The organism is Plantactinospora sp. CNZ321 (assembly GCF_004217235.1).
In genome coordinates, this window is record NZ_SHKQ01000001.1 from 2,036,117 (window position 1) to 2,051,693 (window position 15,577).

Sequence of the window (15,577 nt, forward strand, 5' to 3'; positions counted from 1 at the left end):
CGGACCCGGGTCCGTCGCGCACGCGACGGCCCGGGTCCGGCTTTTCCGGACCGGCGACCACCCCGGTCGGCTCGGATGGTCAGGTGGGTTGGCGGTGACCCGGCGAAACCACCCCCTCGCGAAGCCGGCTCCAACCCGTACGCTGCAACGCATGCGTACCCCCCGCACGGCATCCGCCGGTAGGTTCGTGGCGGCCCTGTGCGCGATCGCCCTCCTCCTCGGGGGCTGCGCCGGGGGACCCACCCCACAGGCCTGGGCCGCCGCGGTCTGCGCGGCACTGGCCCCGTGGCGGGCCGAGATCGGGACGCTGACCCGGAGCACCCAACAGCAGATGACCGCGCAGACCAGTCCGGCGCAGGCCAAGGAGAACCTGGTCCGGCTGCTCAGAGGTGCCGAACGGGCCAGCGAGACCGCCCGGCAGAAGGTGGAGGCGGCCGGCGTACCGGACACCGAGAAGGGTGAGGCGGTCTCCCGCGGCTTCGTCGCGTCGCTGACCGCCGTCCGGGATGCCTACGGCCGGGCCGGCGCGGCGATCGAGGCACTCGGCACCGGACAGGCCAGCGAGTTCTACGACGGCGTCAAGGCCGCCGTCGACACCCTCAACGAGGAGTACGACGCCAGCTCGCTCGACACCAGCGAACTGGACTCGGTGGAGTTGAGACGGGCCTTCGACGAGGTTCCGGAGTGTCGCTGAGGCCCCCTGTCCCGCCCGTACCGGCCGAGTCGCCCGACCCGGCCGGCACGCCATCCGAGCCGCCCGACCCGCCGCCGGAACCGCCTGGCCCACCCGCGGAAACGCCTGGCCCGCCGGTGCGACAGCTCTCGCTGTTCGGGGTGGAGGCCACCGAGCCGTCCGTCGGTGACCTCGCCGGGCTGCTGGCCGGGCCGGGTGAGCTGGTCCGGATGGGTGGTACGGCCCGGATCGCCCTGGTGGTGGACGCCGCCTGGCGGGTGCACGTCCTCGTCGCCGAGCTGGCCCGCCGGGGGCTGACCGCCAGTTGGCTGGGGCGGGTGGCGGAGCAGCACCGGGTGCAGACCTCCTACAGCACCCTGCTCGCTCCGCTGGCCGCCGGTTGGCTGCGCGGCACGGTGAAGCGGCCACCCGGCAACTTCTTCCTGACCGGTCCCCGGCTGCGGCTCTGGGTGGCGGCGGCGGGCACCCCCGAGCCGCTCGGTTTCGTGCTGCGACTCGGCGCCGCCGACGAGGCGTGCCGGGAGCCGGTCGGTGCGGCGCTGGCCGCGATCGGCCTGCCGGCGGTACTGCTCGACCCCGGGGCGGGCGGTCCGGCGTACCGGATCACCGGGCGACGTCGGTTGGCCCGGCTGGCGGAGTTGGTGGGTGACCGCCCACCGACCGCGCCGCCGGGCCAGTGGCCGGGCGCAACATGGTGAGTACCCTCGATGGGGGAACCCGCCGGACCGATCGACCGGTGTCGCATCCCGGACAGCCGGAAGTCAGATTTGTTCGGATAATCCGATTGGCGGCTCGCTGAGTGGGGCATGATCCGTCCGGTTGGTCCCGCACAGATCGCCCATGGGTGTACGGTGTCGCCGTCCGGCATGACCGCCCGTCCCGGCGGTCGCACCCGGTGTCACCGCAGCGTAGCGGTGCTCTTCTCGGGCCGCGCAACCCCCGGGACGGGGAGCGCGTTACGTTGGACGTCTGGCCATCGGGCGGCCGATCCGGCCCCGGCGGCGGGCGCGGACAGGGCGGTCCGCAGGGGGAAGATCGTGATTGAGGTCAGGAGAGACGTGCCGAGCAACGCCAGGAGCACCCGTCTGGTCATCGTCGAGTCACCGGCGAAGGCCAAGACGATCTCGGGCTATCTCGGCCCGGGATACGTCGTCGAGGCCAGCCTGGGTCACGTCCGTGACCTGCCGCGCAACGCCGACGACGTGCCCGCCAAGTACAAGGGCGAGTCGTGGGCCCGGCTCGGCGTGGACGTCGACAACGGGTTCGCCGCCCTCTACGTCGTGTCGCCCGACCGCAGGCAGCAGATCACCAAGCTGAGCCGGCTGGCCAAGGAGGTGGACGAGGTCTTCCTCGCCACCGACGAGGACCGCGAGGGCGAGGCCATCGCCTGGCACCTGGTCGAGACGCTCAAGCCCAAGGTGCCGGTCAAGCGGATGGTCTTCCACGAGATCACCCGGCAGGCCATCCAGGCCGCGGTGGCGAACCCGCGCGAGATCGACCGCGACCTGGTCGACGCCCAGGAGGCCCGCCGGATCCTGGACCGGCTCTACGGCTACGAGGTCTCCCCGGTGCTGTGGCGGAAGGTCCGCTCCGGACTCTCCGCCGGCCGGGTCCAGTCGGTCGCCACCCGGATCGTGGTCGAACGCGAGCGGCAGCGGATGGCGTTCCGCAGCGCCGAGTACTGGGACATCCTGGCCACTCTCGCCGTACGCGGCGCCGCCGACGGGCCACGCAGCTTCTCCGCCACCCTGGTCGCGTACAACGGCGACCGGATCGCCACCGGCAAGGACTTCGAGCCGACCACCGGCCAGGTGAAGCCGGGCGCCGCGGTGATGCATCTCGACGAGGCGGGGGCCCGTGGCCTGGCCGCCCGCCTCGACGGGCGGCCCTTCACCGTGACCCGGGTCGACGAGAAGCCCTACCGGCGCCGCCCGTACGCGCCGTTCATCACCTCCACGTTGCAGCAGGAGGCGGCCCGGAAGCTGCGCTTCTCCTCCCAGCAGACGATGCGCACCGCCCAGCGGCTCTACGAGAACGGCTACATCACCTACATGCGTACCGACTCGGTGAACCTGTCGGAGACGGCCATCGCGGCCGCCCGCCGGCAGATCGCCGAGCTGTACGGCGAGCGGAACGTGCCGCCGGAGCCCCGCCGCTACACCGGCAAGGTGAAGAACGCCCAGGAGGCGCACGAGGCGATCCGCCCCGCCGGGGACCACTTCCGCACCCCGGGTGAGCTGGCCAACGAGCTCTCCGCCGAGGAGTTCCGGCTCTACGAGCTGATCTGGCGGCGGACCATCGCCTCCCAGATGACCGACGCGGTCGGCTCCAGCGTCTCGGTGCGGATCCGGGCGGTCTCCAGCGCGGGCGAGGAGGCCGACTTCGGGGCGACCGGCAAGACCATCACCGAGCCGGGTTTCCTGCGGGCGTACGTGGAGTCGTCCGACGACGAGAACGCCGAGGCCGAGGATGCCGAGCGGCGGCTGCCGAACCTGGTGAAGGACCAGCCGCTGACCGCCGAGGAACTGGCCGCGACCGGGCACCACACCCAGCCGCCGTCCCGCTACACCGAAGCGTCGCTGGTCAAGTCGCTGGAGGAGCTGGGCATCGGCCGGCCCTCGACGTACGCCTCGATCATGGCCACCATCCAGGACCGGGGGTACGTCTTCAAGCGCGGGCAGGCGCTGATCCCGTCCTTCCTGGCCTTCGCCGTGGTCGGCCTGCTGGAGCGGCACTACCCCCGGCTCGTCGACTACAACTTCACCGCCGCGATGGAGAACGAGCTGGACGAGATCGCCGGCGGTGACCATGCGGCGGTGGACTTCCTGACCTCGTTCTACTTCGGCAGCGAGATGGGCGGGGACAAGTCGGTGGCCCGGTCCGGCGGGCTGAAGAAGATGGTCACCGAGAACCTGAGCGAGATCGACGCGCGCAGCGTCAACTCGATCCCGCTCTTCCGGGACGACGAGGGGCGCGACGTCGTGGTCCGGGTCGGCCGGTACGGCCCGTACCTGCAACGGAGCCTGCCCGGCGCGGAGCCGGCGGCCCGGGACACCGGCGACGGCGGCCCGCCCGAGGACGCGGCGGCGAACGGCGACCGGGCACCGATCCCGGAGGGGGTCGCGCCGGACGAGCTGACCCCGGAGAAGGTGCACGAGCTGTTCCTCGGCGGCGGCGGGGAGCGCAAGCTCGGTGAGCACCCGGAGACCGGCGAGCCGATCGTGCTCAAGTCCGGCCGGTTCGGTCCGTACGTCTCCAGCGGTGAGCGCAAGTCGTCGCTGCTGCGCTCCCAGTCGCCGGAGTCGCTGACGATGACGGAGGCGCTGCAACTGCTCACCCTGCCCCGGGTGGTCGGGGTGGCGCAGGACGGTGCCGAGGTCTTGGCCGCGAACGGCCGCTACGGCCCGTACGTGAAGCGCGGTGACGAGTACCGGTCGCTGGAGTCGGAGGAGCAGCTCTTCACGGTCACCCTGGACCAGGCGCTGGCCCTGCTGGCGGCGCCGAAGACCCGGCAGCGCCGGGCGGCGGCCCCGCCGCTGCGGGAGATGGGCACCGATCCGCTGACCGAGAAGCCGTTGGTGATCAAGGACGGCCGGTTCGGGCCGTACGTCACCGACGGCGAAACCAACGCGTCGCTGCGGCGCGGCCAGACTCCGGAGGCGCTGACCCTGGAGGAGGCGTCGGAGATGCTGGCCGAGAAGCGCGCCAAGGGCCCGACACCGCGCAAGCGGGCGGCGAAGAAGACGGCCGCCAAGAAGACGACCGCGAAGAAGGCGAGCGCCAAGGCCACCGGCACCGCCGAGACGCCGGCCAAGAAGGCGGCGGCGAAGAAGACCGCGGCGAAGAAGGCGACCACGAAGAAGGCGACCACGGCGAAGAAGGCTCCCGCGAAGAAGGCCGCCCCGCGCGCGGCCGCCACCGCCGAGTCCACCGACTGACCCGGGTCAGGGCCGGGGGCGGCGGAAGCCGTAGGTCTGGTGTTCGCGGCGGAAGCCGAGCCCGGCGTAGAGCCGCTGTGCCGGCAGGTTGTCCGCGTTGTAGTTGACGGTCACCGTCGCCATCCCGGCCGCCGCCATCCGACGCATCGCGGTCAGCATCACCGCCCGGGCCAGCCCTCGCCGGTGGAAGTCGCGGTGCGTGCCGACCGGCTCGAAGTGGCCGACCCGGTTGCGCCCGTCGAGCCAGTAGACGGCGAAGGCCGCGATCCGCCCGTCCGGGGCCTCGGCGACAACCTCCCGGTCCGGGGAGTAGCCGGGCCCGGTCATCACCGCCGAGCGGTACAGTTCGGCGGTCCAGTCCGCGTCGAACGCCGAGTTGCGGGCCCGGGCGAGCTGGTCGGCGTCGGCCGGCCGGGCGGTGCGCACCAGGAAGCCCTCCGGCGCGACCGGCGCGTCCACCGGGCCGGCGAGTTCCCGGACGGTGACGTCGTCCCAGGTGCGGAAGCGGGTGAAGCCGAGTTCGCTGAGCAGCCGGATCCGGGTGGTGTCGCAGTCGAAGACATCGGTCAGCACGTACGGCTCGTCGACGGCCATCGCCCGACCGGTGGTTTCCGCCGCCGTCCGGAGCATCTCGACCTCGGCGGCGGTGCCGCGCAACGCGGGGGCGGTGAATACGTCGAAGGCGGCACCGAAGCGCAGGTTGATCGCGAGCCCGACGATCTCGTCGCCGTACTCCCAGAGCTGGACCAGCTCACCCACCGGCCGACCTCGGAGGTTCTCGTAGATCCGGTGCGGTACCTCGCCCACGTGGTCGTATCCGCACCGGCCGGCCTCGGCGATCCAGGCGGCGAAGGTCTGCGACAGGCGCGGCAGATCGGCGTCCGAGTAGGGCCGCATCCGCGGCGTCAGGCTCGTCACCAGGCCTGTATACGGCATCGGCCGGCCCGGATCCGAACGATTTCCGGCCGGGCGTCGGGACCGGAACGCTGTCCGGCCGGGCGGTGGGCGGACGTCACGGGCGCTGATTGGGGATCAGGGGCCGAGCACCTGCTCGGTGTAGGAGTTCGCGAAAACCCGGTCCGGGTCGAGCCGGTCCCGCACGGCCAGGAAGTCGGCGAACCGGGGGTACGCCGGGCGCAGCGACTCGGCGTCCCGGTAGTGCAGCTTGCCCCAGTGCGGCCGGCCGCCGAGTCCGGTGGCGATCCGCTCGAACGCCCGGAAGTACGGCTCGGCCGGCATCCCGGCGTACTGGTGGATCGCCACGTACGCCGACTCGCGTCCGTGGCCGTGCGAGAGCCAGATGTCGTCCGGGGCGGTGAACCGGACCTCGACCGGGAAGAGCACCCGGAACGGCAGTTCCTCGATCACCCGGCGCAGCCCGGCCAGCGCCTCCGGCAGGGCGGCCCGGGGCAGGGCGTACTCCATCTCCTGGAAGCGGACCCGGCGCGGGGTGCAGAAGACCCGGTCGGAGCGGGCGGTGTAGCCGCGGGCGGTGAGCGCCCGCGCGGAGACGGCGGAGATGGCCGGTACCAGGGCGGGGACGGTCCGGCCGAGCCGGCAGGCCGCGGCGAAGACGGAGTTGGCCAGGAAGTCGTCGTCCAGCCAGCTCCGGAACGGGTGCAGTGGCCGGTCGTCGACGGGTACCCGGTTGTTGACCTTCACCTGCACCCGGTCGGTGTAGGGGAACCAGTAGAACTCGAAGTGGTCGTTCCCGCCGACCAGTTCGGGCAGCTCGGCGAGGACCTCGGGCAGCGGTGCCGGGCGTTCGTCGGCGCGGAGCACGAAGGCGTCCACGCAGTTCAGGGTCACCTCGGTGATCACACCGAGGGCGCCGAGCCCGACCCGGGCCGCCGCGAAGACGTCGGGGTTCCGGTCGGCGGAGCACTCCAGCAGCTCGCCGGTCCCGGTGACCAGGGTCAGCCCGGCGACGAAGGTGGAGAGGCAGCCGTAGCCGGCGCCGGTGCCGTGGGTGCCGGTGGAGATCGCCCCGGCCAGCGTCTGCGCGTCGATGTCGCCGAGGTTGGCCAGGGCCAGGTCGTGCCCGGCGAGCACCTCGTTCAGCGCGTGCAGGGTGACACCAGCCGGTACCGTGATCAGCCGATGGCCGGGATCGACCCGGACCGCTCCGGTCAGCGCGGTGAGATCGACCCGCTGGTCGTCGGCCCGGGCGATCGCGGTGAACGAGTGGCCGCTGCCGACCGGCTTGATCCGCCGGCCAGCGGCTCGGGCCGCCCGGACCGTGGCGACGATCTCGTCCACGGTCGACGGTCGCAGCGCGTCGCCGTCGACGCGTTGGTTGCCGGCCCAGTTCGACCAGGAGGAGGTGGCTCGGGGTGCTGCGGTACGCCCGCTCATCTGCCCTCCGCTCGCTCTGACCAGGCCGTCGATGGACAAACATGAATTAGGCTCGTATCAAGGTGTGCCAGGGCGAGTAAATCAGGATCGTCACGGCGAGTAAATACCGATATCCGCTCGGCTCGTTAGTCCGGATAGCGTTTCGAAACCGTGACGCCTAGTAACCTTCACCCCGTCGAAAGGGAGTGGCGACGAGTGTCCACGTCAACCGCCACATCCGGTCCACTGCGCCGCGTACCGGTGCAGGGCCGTAGCGTCGCCCGGGTCCAGCGCATGCTCGACGCCTGTGCCGAGATAGTCGACGAGGTCGGCTACGAGGGGCTGACCACGACCCTGCTCGCCGAGCGCGCCGGAGTGGCCATCGGGTCGGTGTACCAGTTCTTCCCGGACAAGCGAGCGATCGTGCAGGCACTGACCCTGCGCAACATGGAGGCGTACCTGGAGCGGCTCAGCGACCGGTTCTCCCGGGGCGACCTGACCTACTGGTGGGACGGGGTCGACGCCGCGATCGACGAGTACATAACGATGCACCGGAGGGTGCCCGGCTTCCGTACCCTGCACTTCGGCGACGTCGTCGACGTGCACCTGCTGGACGAGGACCGGGACAACAACGGTGTCATCGCCGAGCAGTTGGCCCGGGTGCTGGTCGAGCAGTTCGGCACCAGCGACGCGCCCCGGCTGCGCTTCGCGCTGGAGATCGCGGTCGAGGCGGCCGACGCATTGATCAAGCTGGCCTTCCGGCGTGATCCCGAGGGCGACGAGCAGGTGCTGACCGAGGCGACCGCGCTGATCCGGGAGTACCTGCACCGGCACGTCGACGCCGCCCCCTCGGCCGGGTAGCGTCCTTCCGGCACCATCAGCCGCCCTACGACAGGTCCGGTACGCGGCTCACAGGAAGGCCCGGCCCTCGCCGCGATAGGTCGGAACCGTGCCCACGACCCGGTCCGACTCGACCAGGTGCAGCTCCCCGACATGTTCCGCCAGCTCGCCGGCCTTGGCGTGCCGGAACCAGACCCGGTCACCGACCCGCAGTGACGCGGCGACGGCACCGGTCACCGGGGTCTGCACCTCCCCGGCGCCCTCGGTGCCGGTCAGCCGCAGACCCGGCGGCAGCCACGGGGTGGGCAGCCGGGTCCGGTCAGCCGGCCCGGAGGCCACCCAACCACCGCCGAGCAGGGTCACCATCCTGGCGGCGGGACGGCGGACCACCGACAGCGCGAAGAACGCCGCCGGTCGGGGCCGCCAGCTCCGGTAGGCGTCGAACAGCGTCGGCCCGTACAGGCCCGACCCGGCGGTGATCTCGGTTACCGCCGGGTCCGCCGTGGTCAGCGCGACGCTGCCGGTACCGCCGCCGTTGACGAACTCCAGGTCGGCGTGCTCGCGTACCGCCGCCACCGCCGCCGCGCGCCGGTGCAGCAGTTCCCGGTACGACCGGCGTTGCAGCAGCCGGATGGCGGCACCCCGGACGGCCTGCCGGGGCGGTGCGTCACCGAGCCCGGCGATCTGTGCCTCGTAGCCCATCAGGCCGACCAGCCGATAGCCCGGCCGCTGGGCGATCGTGCCGGCCAGCCGGCCGGCCTCGGCGGCCGAGTGCACCGGTGAGCGGCGGGTGCCGACGTGCATCCGTCCGCCGAGGGCGGCGGCCATCGGCCGCCAGGAGGCGTCCAGGTCGAGGCAGAGCCGGATCTCCGCCCGCGTGCCGGCGGCGGCGACCGCGTCGACCAGGTCGAGTTGCGCCGTACTGTCCACCATCAGACAGATCTTGGCGGCCAGTTCCGGGTCGGCGGCAAGCTGAGCCAGCGCCTGCCGGTCGGTGGTCGGGTAGCCGAGCACCGCGTCGTCGGTCACGCCGCTGCGGACCAACCAGATCGCCTCGGCCAGGGTGTACGCCAGCACGCCCGCCCAGCCGGGTCCGGCCAGCGCCCGGCCGAGCAGGGCCCGGCAGCGCAGCGACTTGCTGGCGATCCGCAGCGGCTTCTCCCCGGCCTGGCCGGTCAGGGCGCGGGCGTTGGCGTCGAACGCGTCGAGGTCGACCACGGCAAAGGGTGGTTCGAGATGTGCCGTCGCCCGGTCCAGGCGTCGGCGCAGCTTGTCGCGTTCGGTGGTCATTCGAGCACGCTAACGCTCCCGGCGATAATGCGAAACTCTCTCGCGTACCCCGGTGTGGCGTGCGGGGCACCGGTAGCGGCACCATCGACCCACCGGGAGATCGACGACTCGACCCACCGGGAGCTCCACCACCGCCCCCTAAGCCCCGACTCCGGGGAATGTCGGGGTCGGAGCCGATCCGTACCGCCACTAGAGTGTGCTCGGGGGAGCCCAGCCATGGGCCGGGGCGCGGAGGGGTACGGCCATCGACGACAACGACAGGAGCGCGGAGCGCACAGCGCAGTCGCCGCCGCCCACGTCCACGCCCGTGCCTCCCGCCGCCACCGGTCCGGTCGACCGGACCGGCTACCAGGCGCTCCGCTCGGTCATGCGGATCCGCCCGTTCCGGCGACTCTGGCTGGTGCTCGGCGCCGCCTCGTTCGGTGACTGGCTCGGCCTGCTCGCCACCTCGATCTTCGCCTCCAGCCAGGTCAGCGGGGACACCGCGAAGGGTCTCGCGTTCGGTGCCGTGATCGCGGTCCGGCTGCTTCCGGCGCTGGTGCTCGGCCCGGTCGCCGGAGTGCTCGCCGACCGGTTCGACCGGCGCTACACGATGGTCATCTGCGACCTGCTCCGGTTCGTGCTCTTCGCCTCGATCCCGCTCGCCGCCCTGCTGGACGTCGGCGGTGGCCTGGTGGTCGGCTGGGCCGCCATCGCCACCTTCCTGATCGAGGCGGTCACGCTGATCTGGATCCCGGCCAAGGAGGCCGCGGTACCGAACCTGATCCCCCGGTCCCGGCTGGAGATGGCCAACCAGCTCACCCTGATCACCACGTACGGGGTCACCCCGGTGCTCGCCGCGGTCAGCATCGCCGTACTGGACCGGAGCATCCGGGCGGCCTCCAGCGGTCCGCCGCCCGGCTGGGCCGACCCGACCCAGTTGGCCCTCTACTTCAACTCCCTGAGCCGACTGGCCACCGCGCTGGTGGTCTTCTTCGGCATCCGGGAGATCAGCGGCCGCAGCGGCCGTCGGGAGAGCATCGGAAAGGTCGAACAGAGCGTCCTGCGCCAGTTCGTCGACGGCTGGCGGTTCATCGGCAAGACCCCGCTGGTCCGTGGCCTGGTGCTGGGCATCTTCGGCGCCTTCGCCGGTGGCGGCGTGGTGATCGGTACGGCGAACTTCTTCACCAAGTCGCTGGCCGCCGGCGACGCGGCGTTCTACCTGCTCTTCGGCGCGATCTTCCTCGGCCTGTCGCTCGGGATCGGGCTCGGACCGATGATCGTCCGGGAGATGTCCCGGCGGCGCTGGTTCGGCATGAGCATCGTGCTGGCCAGCGCCTCGGTGCTGGTACTCGCCGGCTCCATCCACCTCTCCATGGCGATCCTCGGCGCGGTGCTGGTCGGCGCGGGCGCCGGGATGGCCTTCCTCTCCGGTACGACGCTGCTCGGCGGGGAGATCGCCGACGAGGTACGCGGCCGGGTCTTCGCCGTGGTGCAGACCGGCACCAGACTCGTGCTGATCCTGGCCATCTCGGTGAGCAGCCTGCTGGTCGGCGTCGGCGGCTCCCGGCAACTGCGCATCGCCGACCTGGGCATCTCGGTCTCCTCCACCCGACTGCTGCTGCTGGTCGCCGGGGCGGCCGGCATCCTCACCGGGATCAAGGCGTTCCGCCAGATGGATGACAAACCCGGCGTACCGGTGCTGTCCGACCTCTGGGGCTCGATCCGGGGACGCCCGCTCTTCCCGGCCGAGCCGTTCGCCTCGGCCGGAGCCTTCGTGGTCTTCGAGGGCGGTGAGGGTGCGGGCAAGTCGACCCAGGTGAACAAGCTGGCCGAGGCGCTGCGCCGGCAGCACCACGAGGTGGTGGTGACCCGGGAGCCGGGTGCCACCGGGGTCGGGGAGCAGATCCGCGGCCTGGTGCTCGGCCGGACCAGTGGCCCGGACGCGCTCGCCCCCCGGGCGGAGGCACTGCTCTACGCCGCCGACCGGGCCCACCACGTCGCCACGGTGGTCCGCCCGGCCCTGGCCCGGGGCGCGGTGGTGGTCAGCGACCGGTACGTCGACTCGTCCCTCGCCTACCAGGGCGCCGGCCGGACCCTGCCGGTCGATGAGGTCTCCTGGCTCTCCTCCTGGGCCACCGGCGGCCTCAAGCCCGACCTGGTGGTGTTGCTCGACATCGAGCCCCGGACCGGCCTGGCCCGGGTGGCCGCCCGGGGCGGTGACCCCGACGTGCTGGAGACCGAGTCGATCGACTTCCACGACCGGGTCCGGTACGCCTTCCTCGACCTCGCCGCCGCCGACCCGAAGCGCTACCTGGTGCTGGACGCCTCCAGACCGGCCGACGAGCTGGCGGCGGCGGTGGCCGAGCGGGTCACCGGAATGCTCGCCGACCCGGACGCGTCCGGCCACCCCGCGCCGGTGAGCCCGCCGGACACTTCGGGCCGACCGGAGTTATCCGGATCCGGATCCGAGCCGCGGGCGCAGCCGGAACGGCAGGTCGAGACGGAGCTCCGGTTGGTGGGCCGGCCGGGCCGGCCGGCCGAGGACGCTGGGCCGGGTCACGCCGGACAGGACGGCGCCGGTGACGCGGCGGACTCCGGCAGTCCGGTGCGGCCGCAGGATGGCTTCGAACTCGAACGGCGGCCCTGATGCCCGAGGTCTTCGCCGACCTGGTGGGCCAGCCCGAGGCGGTCGACCTGCTCCGCCGGGCCGCCGCCGCCGCGGAGACGATCAGGGCCGCCGCCGTCGATGTCGCCAAGACGGTCCAGGTCACCGACGTCGCCGAGACGGTCTCCGCCGAGGCGGTCTCTGCCGGGGTCGCCAAGGCGGTCTCCGCCGATGGCACCGGCGGGGTCGACGCCCCGGCGGGCGGGGCCGACCGAGCCGGCGGTACTCCGGACCCGTCCGGTGCAGGCAGCGCGATGACGCACGCCTGGATCTTCACCGGGCCGCCCGGCTCCGGGCGGTCGGTCGCCGCCCGGGCGTTCGCCGCCGCACTACAGTGCCTCCGGGGCACCGGCTGCGGCGAGTGCACCGGTTGCCACACGACGCTCGCCGGGACGCACGCCGACGTACGGTTCGTGGTGCCGGAAGGGCTCTCCATCGGGGTCGGCGAGATGCGGACCCTGGTGCTCCGGGCGGCCAGCACGCCGAGCGGGGGACGCTGGCAGGTGCTGGTCATCGAGGACGCGGACCGGCTCACCGAGGCGGCCGGCAACGCGTTGCTCAAGGCGATCGAGGAGCCGCCGCCGCGTACCGTCTTCCTGCTCTGCACCCCGTCGACGCACCCGGACGACATCTCGGTGACCATCCGCTCCCGGTGCCGGGTGGTGACGCTGCGCCAGCCGCCGGCCGAGGCGGTCGCGGCCGTACTCCGGGACCGGGACGGCATCGCGCCCGACGTGGCGGCCTGGGCGGCAGCGGCGGCACAGGGACACGTCGGCCGGGCCCGCCGGCTGGCCCGGGACCCGGAGGCGCGCAAGCGGCGCGAGGCCGTGCTGGCCCTGCCGCGCAAGCTGACCGGCGTCGGCGCCTGCTTCGACGCCGCCTCCGCGCTGATCGAGGCGGCCGAGGCCGAGGCGGCGGCAGCGGTGGTCGAGGCCGACGCGGCCGAGCGGGCCGCGCTGGAGACCGCGCTCGGTGCCGGGGGTACCGGCCGGGGCGCGGCGGGCGCGATCCGGGGCGCAGCCGGGCAGCTCAAGGACCTCGAACGCCGGCAGAAATCCCGAGCCACCCGCGCCCAGCGGGACGCGCTGGACCGGGCCCTGGTCGACCTGGCCGGCTTCTACCGGGACGTACTGACCATCTCGCTGCGTGCCCCGGTCGAGCCGGTGCACACCGACGTCGCCGGGACCGCCCGCTCGGCCGCCGGGAAGTGGACCGCCGAGGGCACCCTGCGCCGGCTGGAGGCGGTGCTCGGCTGCCGTACGGCGATCGAGACCAACGTGAAGCCGAGGATCGCCGTCGAGGCGATGATGCTGGCCCTCTGGCGCGGCTGAGCGGCGCTCCGCCAGCGGCTGATTCGCCGGCCGTTGACTCGTCGGCGGCTGATTCGCCGGCCGTTGATTCGCCGGACGCTGGGGGGTTCCGTCCTGATCAGGGAGATCTTGGGACGAAGGGTTCCCTTGGGACGGGCTGCCCGGTACGGTTCGGTGCCGTAACGCAGCGAATGCGGCACGTTCGGTGAGCCGGAAGCGGGAGGACCTGCCGGTGGCGCGGGAGATCGACCAGTCGTGGGTCGAGGAGGCGATCGAGCGCTACCGGCGCATCGAGGCGCTGCAGGCCGAGTTCGACGAGGCGATCCGCCGGGTGCAGGTGACCGTCCGTTCCCCGGACGGGCTGGTCGAGCTGATCGTCACCGCCGACGGGTCGATCGGCGACGTACGGTTCCTGGGCGCGCCGCAGGTGCGTACCGGACCGGACCTGGCCCGGTCGGTCCGGGCCGCCATCGCCGCAGCCGACGACGCCGCCCGGTGGGCCCGGGAGAAGCTGTACACCGAGACGTTCGGCGAGTACCGCCGACTGACGGAGGCATGAGTGGACGGCCTCCGGGACCTGGCCGGCCGGCTCGACGTCACCGGCGGCAGCCTCGCCGACCTCGCCCGCCGGCTGCGGTACGCCGGGCCGGACGAGGCTGCCTTCGGCGCCGACGGGCCGGGGCGACTCGGCGAGATCGGTGGGATCCTGCACCGGCAGTGGTCGGCCGCGCTCGACAACCGGGCCCGGGAACTGCTGGCCACGGCTGAGCGGCTGGCCGACACCGGCACCGCGCTGCGGATCGCCGAGGCGACATACGCCGACAGCGACGCCGCGGCCCACCACCGGCGGCCGGAGGAGGCGTGATGGACGTCCTCGACCAGCTCGCCGAGCCCGCCGTCGCGCTCTCCGGGCGGGTCGACGACATCCTCGCGGTCGCCGGTGCGCCGGACGGGCACCGGATCTGGCCGCTGCTGCGCCGGCTCCGGGTGCTGCCCGGCGACGCCGTGCGGGCGGTGCTCGGGCTGCGGCCCGGGGCGCTGGCCGCCGCCGGTGGGGTTGACGCCGACCTGCGCCGGGCCTACCGCGAGGCCCAGGCGGCGCTCTCCGCCGCCGGCTCGTGGCAGGGCCCGGCCGCCGAGGCGTACGCGGCACACCGCCGTGGACTGGCGGGCCACCTGACCGGCCAGGCGGGCCGGGCCGCCGCCACGACCGCGTACGCCGAAGCGGTGGCCGGGTGGATCGCCGACACCCGGTACGCGCTGGCCCGTACCCTCGCCGACGTGCTCGGCTCGGCGGAGGCGGTGGCCGTGCAGACCGCCCCGGCCGGCGGGTCCAAGCCGGCGCCGTGGGCTGCCGGGCCGGTAGGACTGCCGGTCGGGGCGGCCGCGGCCGAGATCGGCGCCCGGATTCTGGCCACGGTCGACGAGGCGTACGACCGGGCGGAGGAGCTGCCCCGGCACTGGGCGGCGGAGCTGGACCTGCTCGACCACCGCCCCCCGGAGGTCCCCGTCGTACGCCCCGACGGGGGGCGCATCTCCCTCTGACGGCGACGTCGTCGGGCACCGGCGTCGGATCACTCAGCGGAGCTTGTCATACACCCCCCGTACTCTGCCGCCATGCCGAGTGGAGAGCACGAGTCACCGATCGCGCTGGTAAGGCTGGACCCGGGTCTGCTGACCTGGCTGCTGACGAACCTGTTCGACGTCAAGGTGCCGGACTACCACCACGCCCGAGCTCAACCCACCGACGTGCGGGTGCTGGTTCCGCGTACGTACCATGCCGACGGCATGCTGCTGTTCTGCGACGCGACCGACGAGCCGGTGCTCGCGGTGGTGCTGGAGATCCAGCGCGGCTGGGATTCCCGCAAGCGGTGGATGTGGAAGCTCTACGTCGCTCAGCTGGAAGCCGAGTTGAAGGTCAACGCCGCGCTGGTGGTCTACTGCCCCGACCCCACGATCGCCCGTCGGTACCGGGGCATGTTCGAGTTCGAAGGGCTCAGCCTGCCGCTGCGGCCGTTCATCTTCACGCCGCGCGATGTGCCGCTGGTCGTCGACGTGGACCTGGCTCGGGCCAATCCGGCGCTGGCGGTGTTGTCGGCGATCTGCCACGGCACAGCCGCAGACGTGGACGCCGTGTTCCCGGCGCTGGCGGAGGCGCTGCGAGCGCTCGGCCCGAAAAGAGCAATCTTGTACTATGACATAGTCCTGGCAGGGCTGCCGCGAGCGCCCCGTGCCCGTTGGGAGGCTTTCATGAGCACCACCGTCGGCTCCGAGTTCCGTAGTGAGCTGCTGCGCGAGGTTGATGCTCACGGAGAGGCCCGAGGAGAGGCCCGAGGAGAAGGCCGAGCGGTGCTGACCGTGCTCGAGACGCGAGGTGTGCCCGTCTCCGAGGCCGTCCGCGAACAGATCCTCACGTGTACGGACCTGGCCCAACTCGACATCTGGCTGCGCCGCGCCGTCACCGCCGTCACCGCCGAGGATGTCGTCAGCGGATAGATAGTCCGACCGGCCGACGCGGGCACGA

General features: G+C 72.8%; 13 protein-coding genes. 10 read left to right on the top strand and 3 right to left on the bottom strand.

The annotated features are described in order from the left end of the window. Positions 1-151 precede the first annotated feature (151 nt). The 3 genes from EV371_RS09050 to topA all read left to right on the top strand — a co-directional run bounded on the left by EV371_RS09050 (position 152) and on the right by topA (position 4,632). Positions 152-694 carry a hypothetical protein gene (locus EV371_RS09050; RefSeq protein WP_130461651.1) on the top strand — a complete coding sequence of 181 codons (543 nt, stop codon included), beginning with the start codon at positions 152-154 and terminating at the stop codon, positions 692-694. Next, on the top strand, positions 691-1,392 hold the full coding sequence (locus EV371_RS09060) for a hypothetical protein (RefSeq protein WP_207230724.1): 702 nt from the start codon (positions 691-693) through the stop codon (positions 1,390-1,392). The genes EV371_RS09050 and EV371_RS09060 overlap by 4 nt, the downstream gene beginning before the upstream one ends. Positions 1,393-1,752: 360 nt before the next feature. After that, positions 1,753-4,632, top strand: a complete 2,880-nt coding sequence (topA, locus tag EV371_RS09065; protein ID WP_130461653.1) for a type I DNA topoisomerase — start codon at positions 1,753-1,755, stop codon at positions 4,630-4,632. A 6-nt stretch (positions 4,633-4,638) separates the two neighbouring features. Here the strand turns inward: topA and EV371_RS09070 are convergent, their stop codons facing one another. Together EV371_RS09070 and EV371_RS09075 are read right to left on the bottom strand one after the other, a co-directional pair. Continuing rightward, positions 4,639-5,550, bottom strand: a complete 912-nt coding sequence (locus EV371_RS09070) for a GNAT family N-acetyltransferase (protein WP_130461654.1) — start codon at positions 5,548-5,550, stop codon at positions 4,639-4,641. A gap of 114 nt (positions 5,551-5,664) precedes the next feature. Beyond that, positions 5,665-6,987, bottom strand: a complete 1,323-nt coding sequence (locus EV371_RS09075) for a D-arabinono-1,4-lactone oxidase (protein ID WP_130461655.1) — start codon at positions 6,985-6,987, stop codon at positions 5,665-5,667. Positions 6,988-7,182: 195 nt separating this feature from the next. Here EV371_RS09075 and EV371_RS09080 point away from each other — a divergent pair, with 195 nt between their 5' ends. Then, on the top strand, positions 7,183-7,827 hold the full coding sequence (locus EV371_RS09080; RefSeq protein WP_349339479.1) for a TetR/AcrR family transcriptional regulator: 645 nt from the start codon (positions 7,183-7,185) through the stop codon (positions 7,825-7,827). 48 nt (positions 7,828-7,875) lie between these two features. Here EV371_RS09080 and EV371_RS09085 read toward each other — a convergent pair whose 3' ends face one another. After that, entirely contained in the window at positions 7,876-9,096 is a 1,221-nt protein-coding gene (locus EV371_RS09085) for an alanine racemase (protein WP_130461656.1), read from the bottom strand. A gap of 400 nt (positions 9,097-9,496) precedes the next feature. On the opposite strand from EV371_RS09085, the gene tmk reads away from it, so the two are divergent. The 6 genes from tmk (at position 9,497) to EV371_RS09115 (ending at position 15,549) form a co-directional block, all read left to right on the top strand. Next, complete coding sequence (gene tmk / locus EV371_RS09090) at positions 9,497-11,725, top strand: dTMP kinase (RefSeq protein ID WP_486484925.1); 2,229 nt, start codon at positions 9,497-9,499, stop codon at positions 11,723-11,725. Continuing rightward, positions 11,725-13,074, top strand: coding sequence for a DNA polymerase III subunit delta' (locus EV371_RS09095; RefSeq protein WP_130461657.1), 1,350 nt, complete (start codon positions 11,725-11,727; stop codon positions 13,072-13,074). Before tmk ends, EV371_RS09095 begins: the two co-directional genes overlap by 1 nt. A gap of 184 nt (positions 13,075-13,258) precedes the next feature. Next, on the top strand, positions 13,259-13,612 hold the full coding sequence (locus EV371_RS09100; protein ID WP_486484547.1) for a YbaB/EbfC family DNA-binding protein: 354 nt from the start codon (positions 13,259-13,261) through the stop codon (positions 13,610-13,612). Then, on the top strand, positions 13,613-13,918 hold the full coding sequence (locus EV371_RS09105; protein ID WP_130461658.1) for a hypothetical protein: 306 nt from the start codon (positions 13,613-13,615) through the stop codon (positions 13,916-13,918). Beyond that, on the top strand, positions 13,918-14,598 hold the full coding sequence (locus tag EV371_RS09110; RefSeq protein WP_130461659.1) for a hypothetical protein: 681 nt from the start codon (positions 13,918-13,920) through the stop codon (positions 14,596-14,598). The genes EV371_RS09105 and EV371_RS09110 overlap by 1 nt, the downstream gene beginning before the upstream one ends. Positions 14,599-14,670: 72 nt before the next feature. Then, positions 14,671-15,549 carry a hypothetical protein gene (locus tag EV371_RS09115; protein WP_130461660.1) on the top strand — a complete coding sequence of 293 codons (879 nt, stop codon included), beginning with the start codon at positions 14,671-14,673 and terminating at the stop codon, positions 15,547-15,549. Positions 15,550-15,577 lie beyond the last annotated feature (28 nt).

What these genes read in the sequence shown, in the direction of transcription:
- EV371_RS09050 (WP_130461651.1), top strand. Translation starts at nt 152, where the DNA reads ATGCGTACCCCCCGCACGGCATCCGCCGGTAGGTTCGTGGCGGCCCTG.
- EV371_RS09075 (WP_130461655.1), bottom strand. Translation starts at nt 6,987, where the DNA reads ATGAGCGGGCGTACCGCAGCACCCCGAGCCACCTCCTCCTGGTCGAAC.
- EV371_RS09085 (WP_130461656.1), bottom strand. Translation starts at nt 9,096, where the DNA reads ATGACCACCGAACGCGACAAGCTGCGCCGACGCCTGGACCGGGCGACG.
- EV371_RS09095 (WP_130461657.1), top strand. Translation starts at nt 11,725, where the DNA reads ATGCCCGAGGTCTTCGCCGACCTGGTGGGCCAGCCCGAGGCGGTCGAC.
- EV371_RS09110 (WP_130461659.1), top strand. Translation starts at nt 13,918, where the DNA reads ATGGACGTCCTCGACCAGCTCGCCGAGCCCGCCGTCGCGCTCTCCGGG.
- EV371_RS09115 (WP_130461660.1), top strand. Translation starts at nt 14,671, where the DNA reads ATGCCGAGTGGAGAGCACGAGTCACCGATCGCGCTGGTAAGGCTGGAC.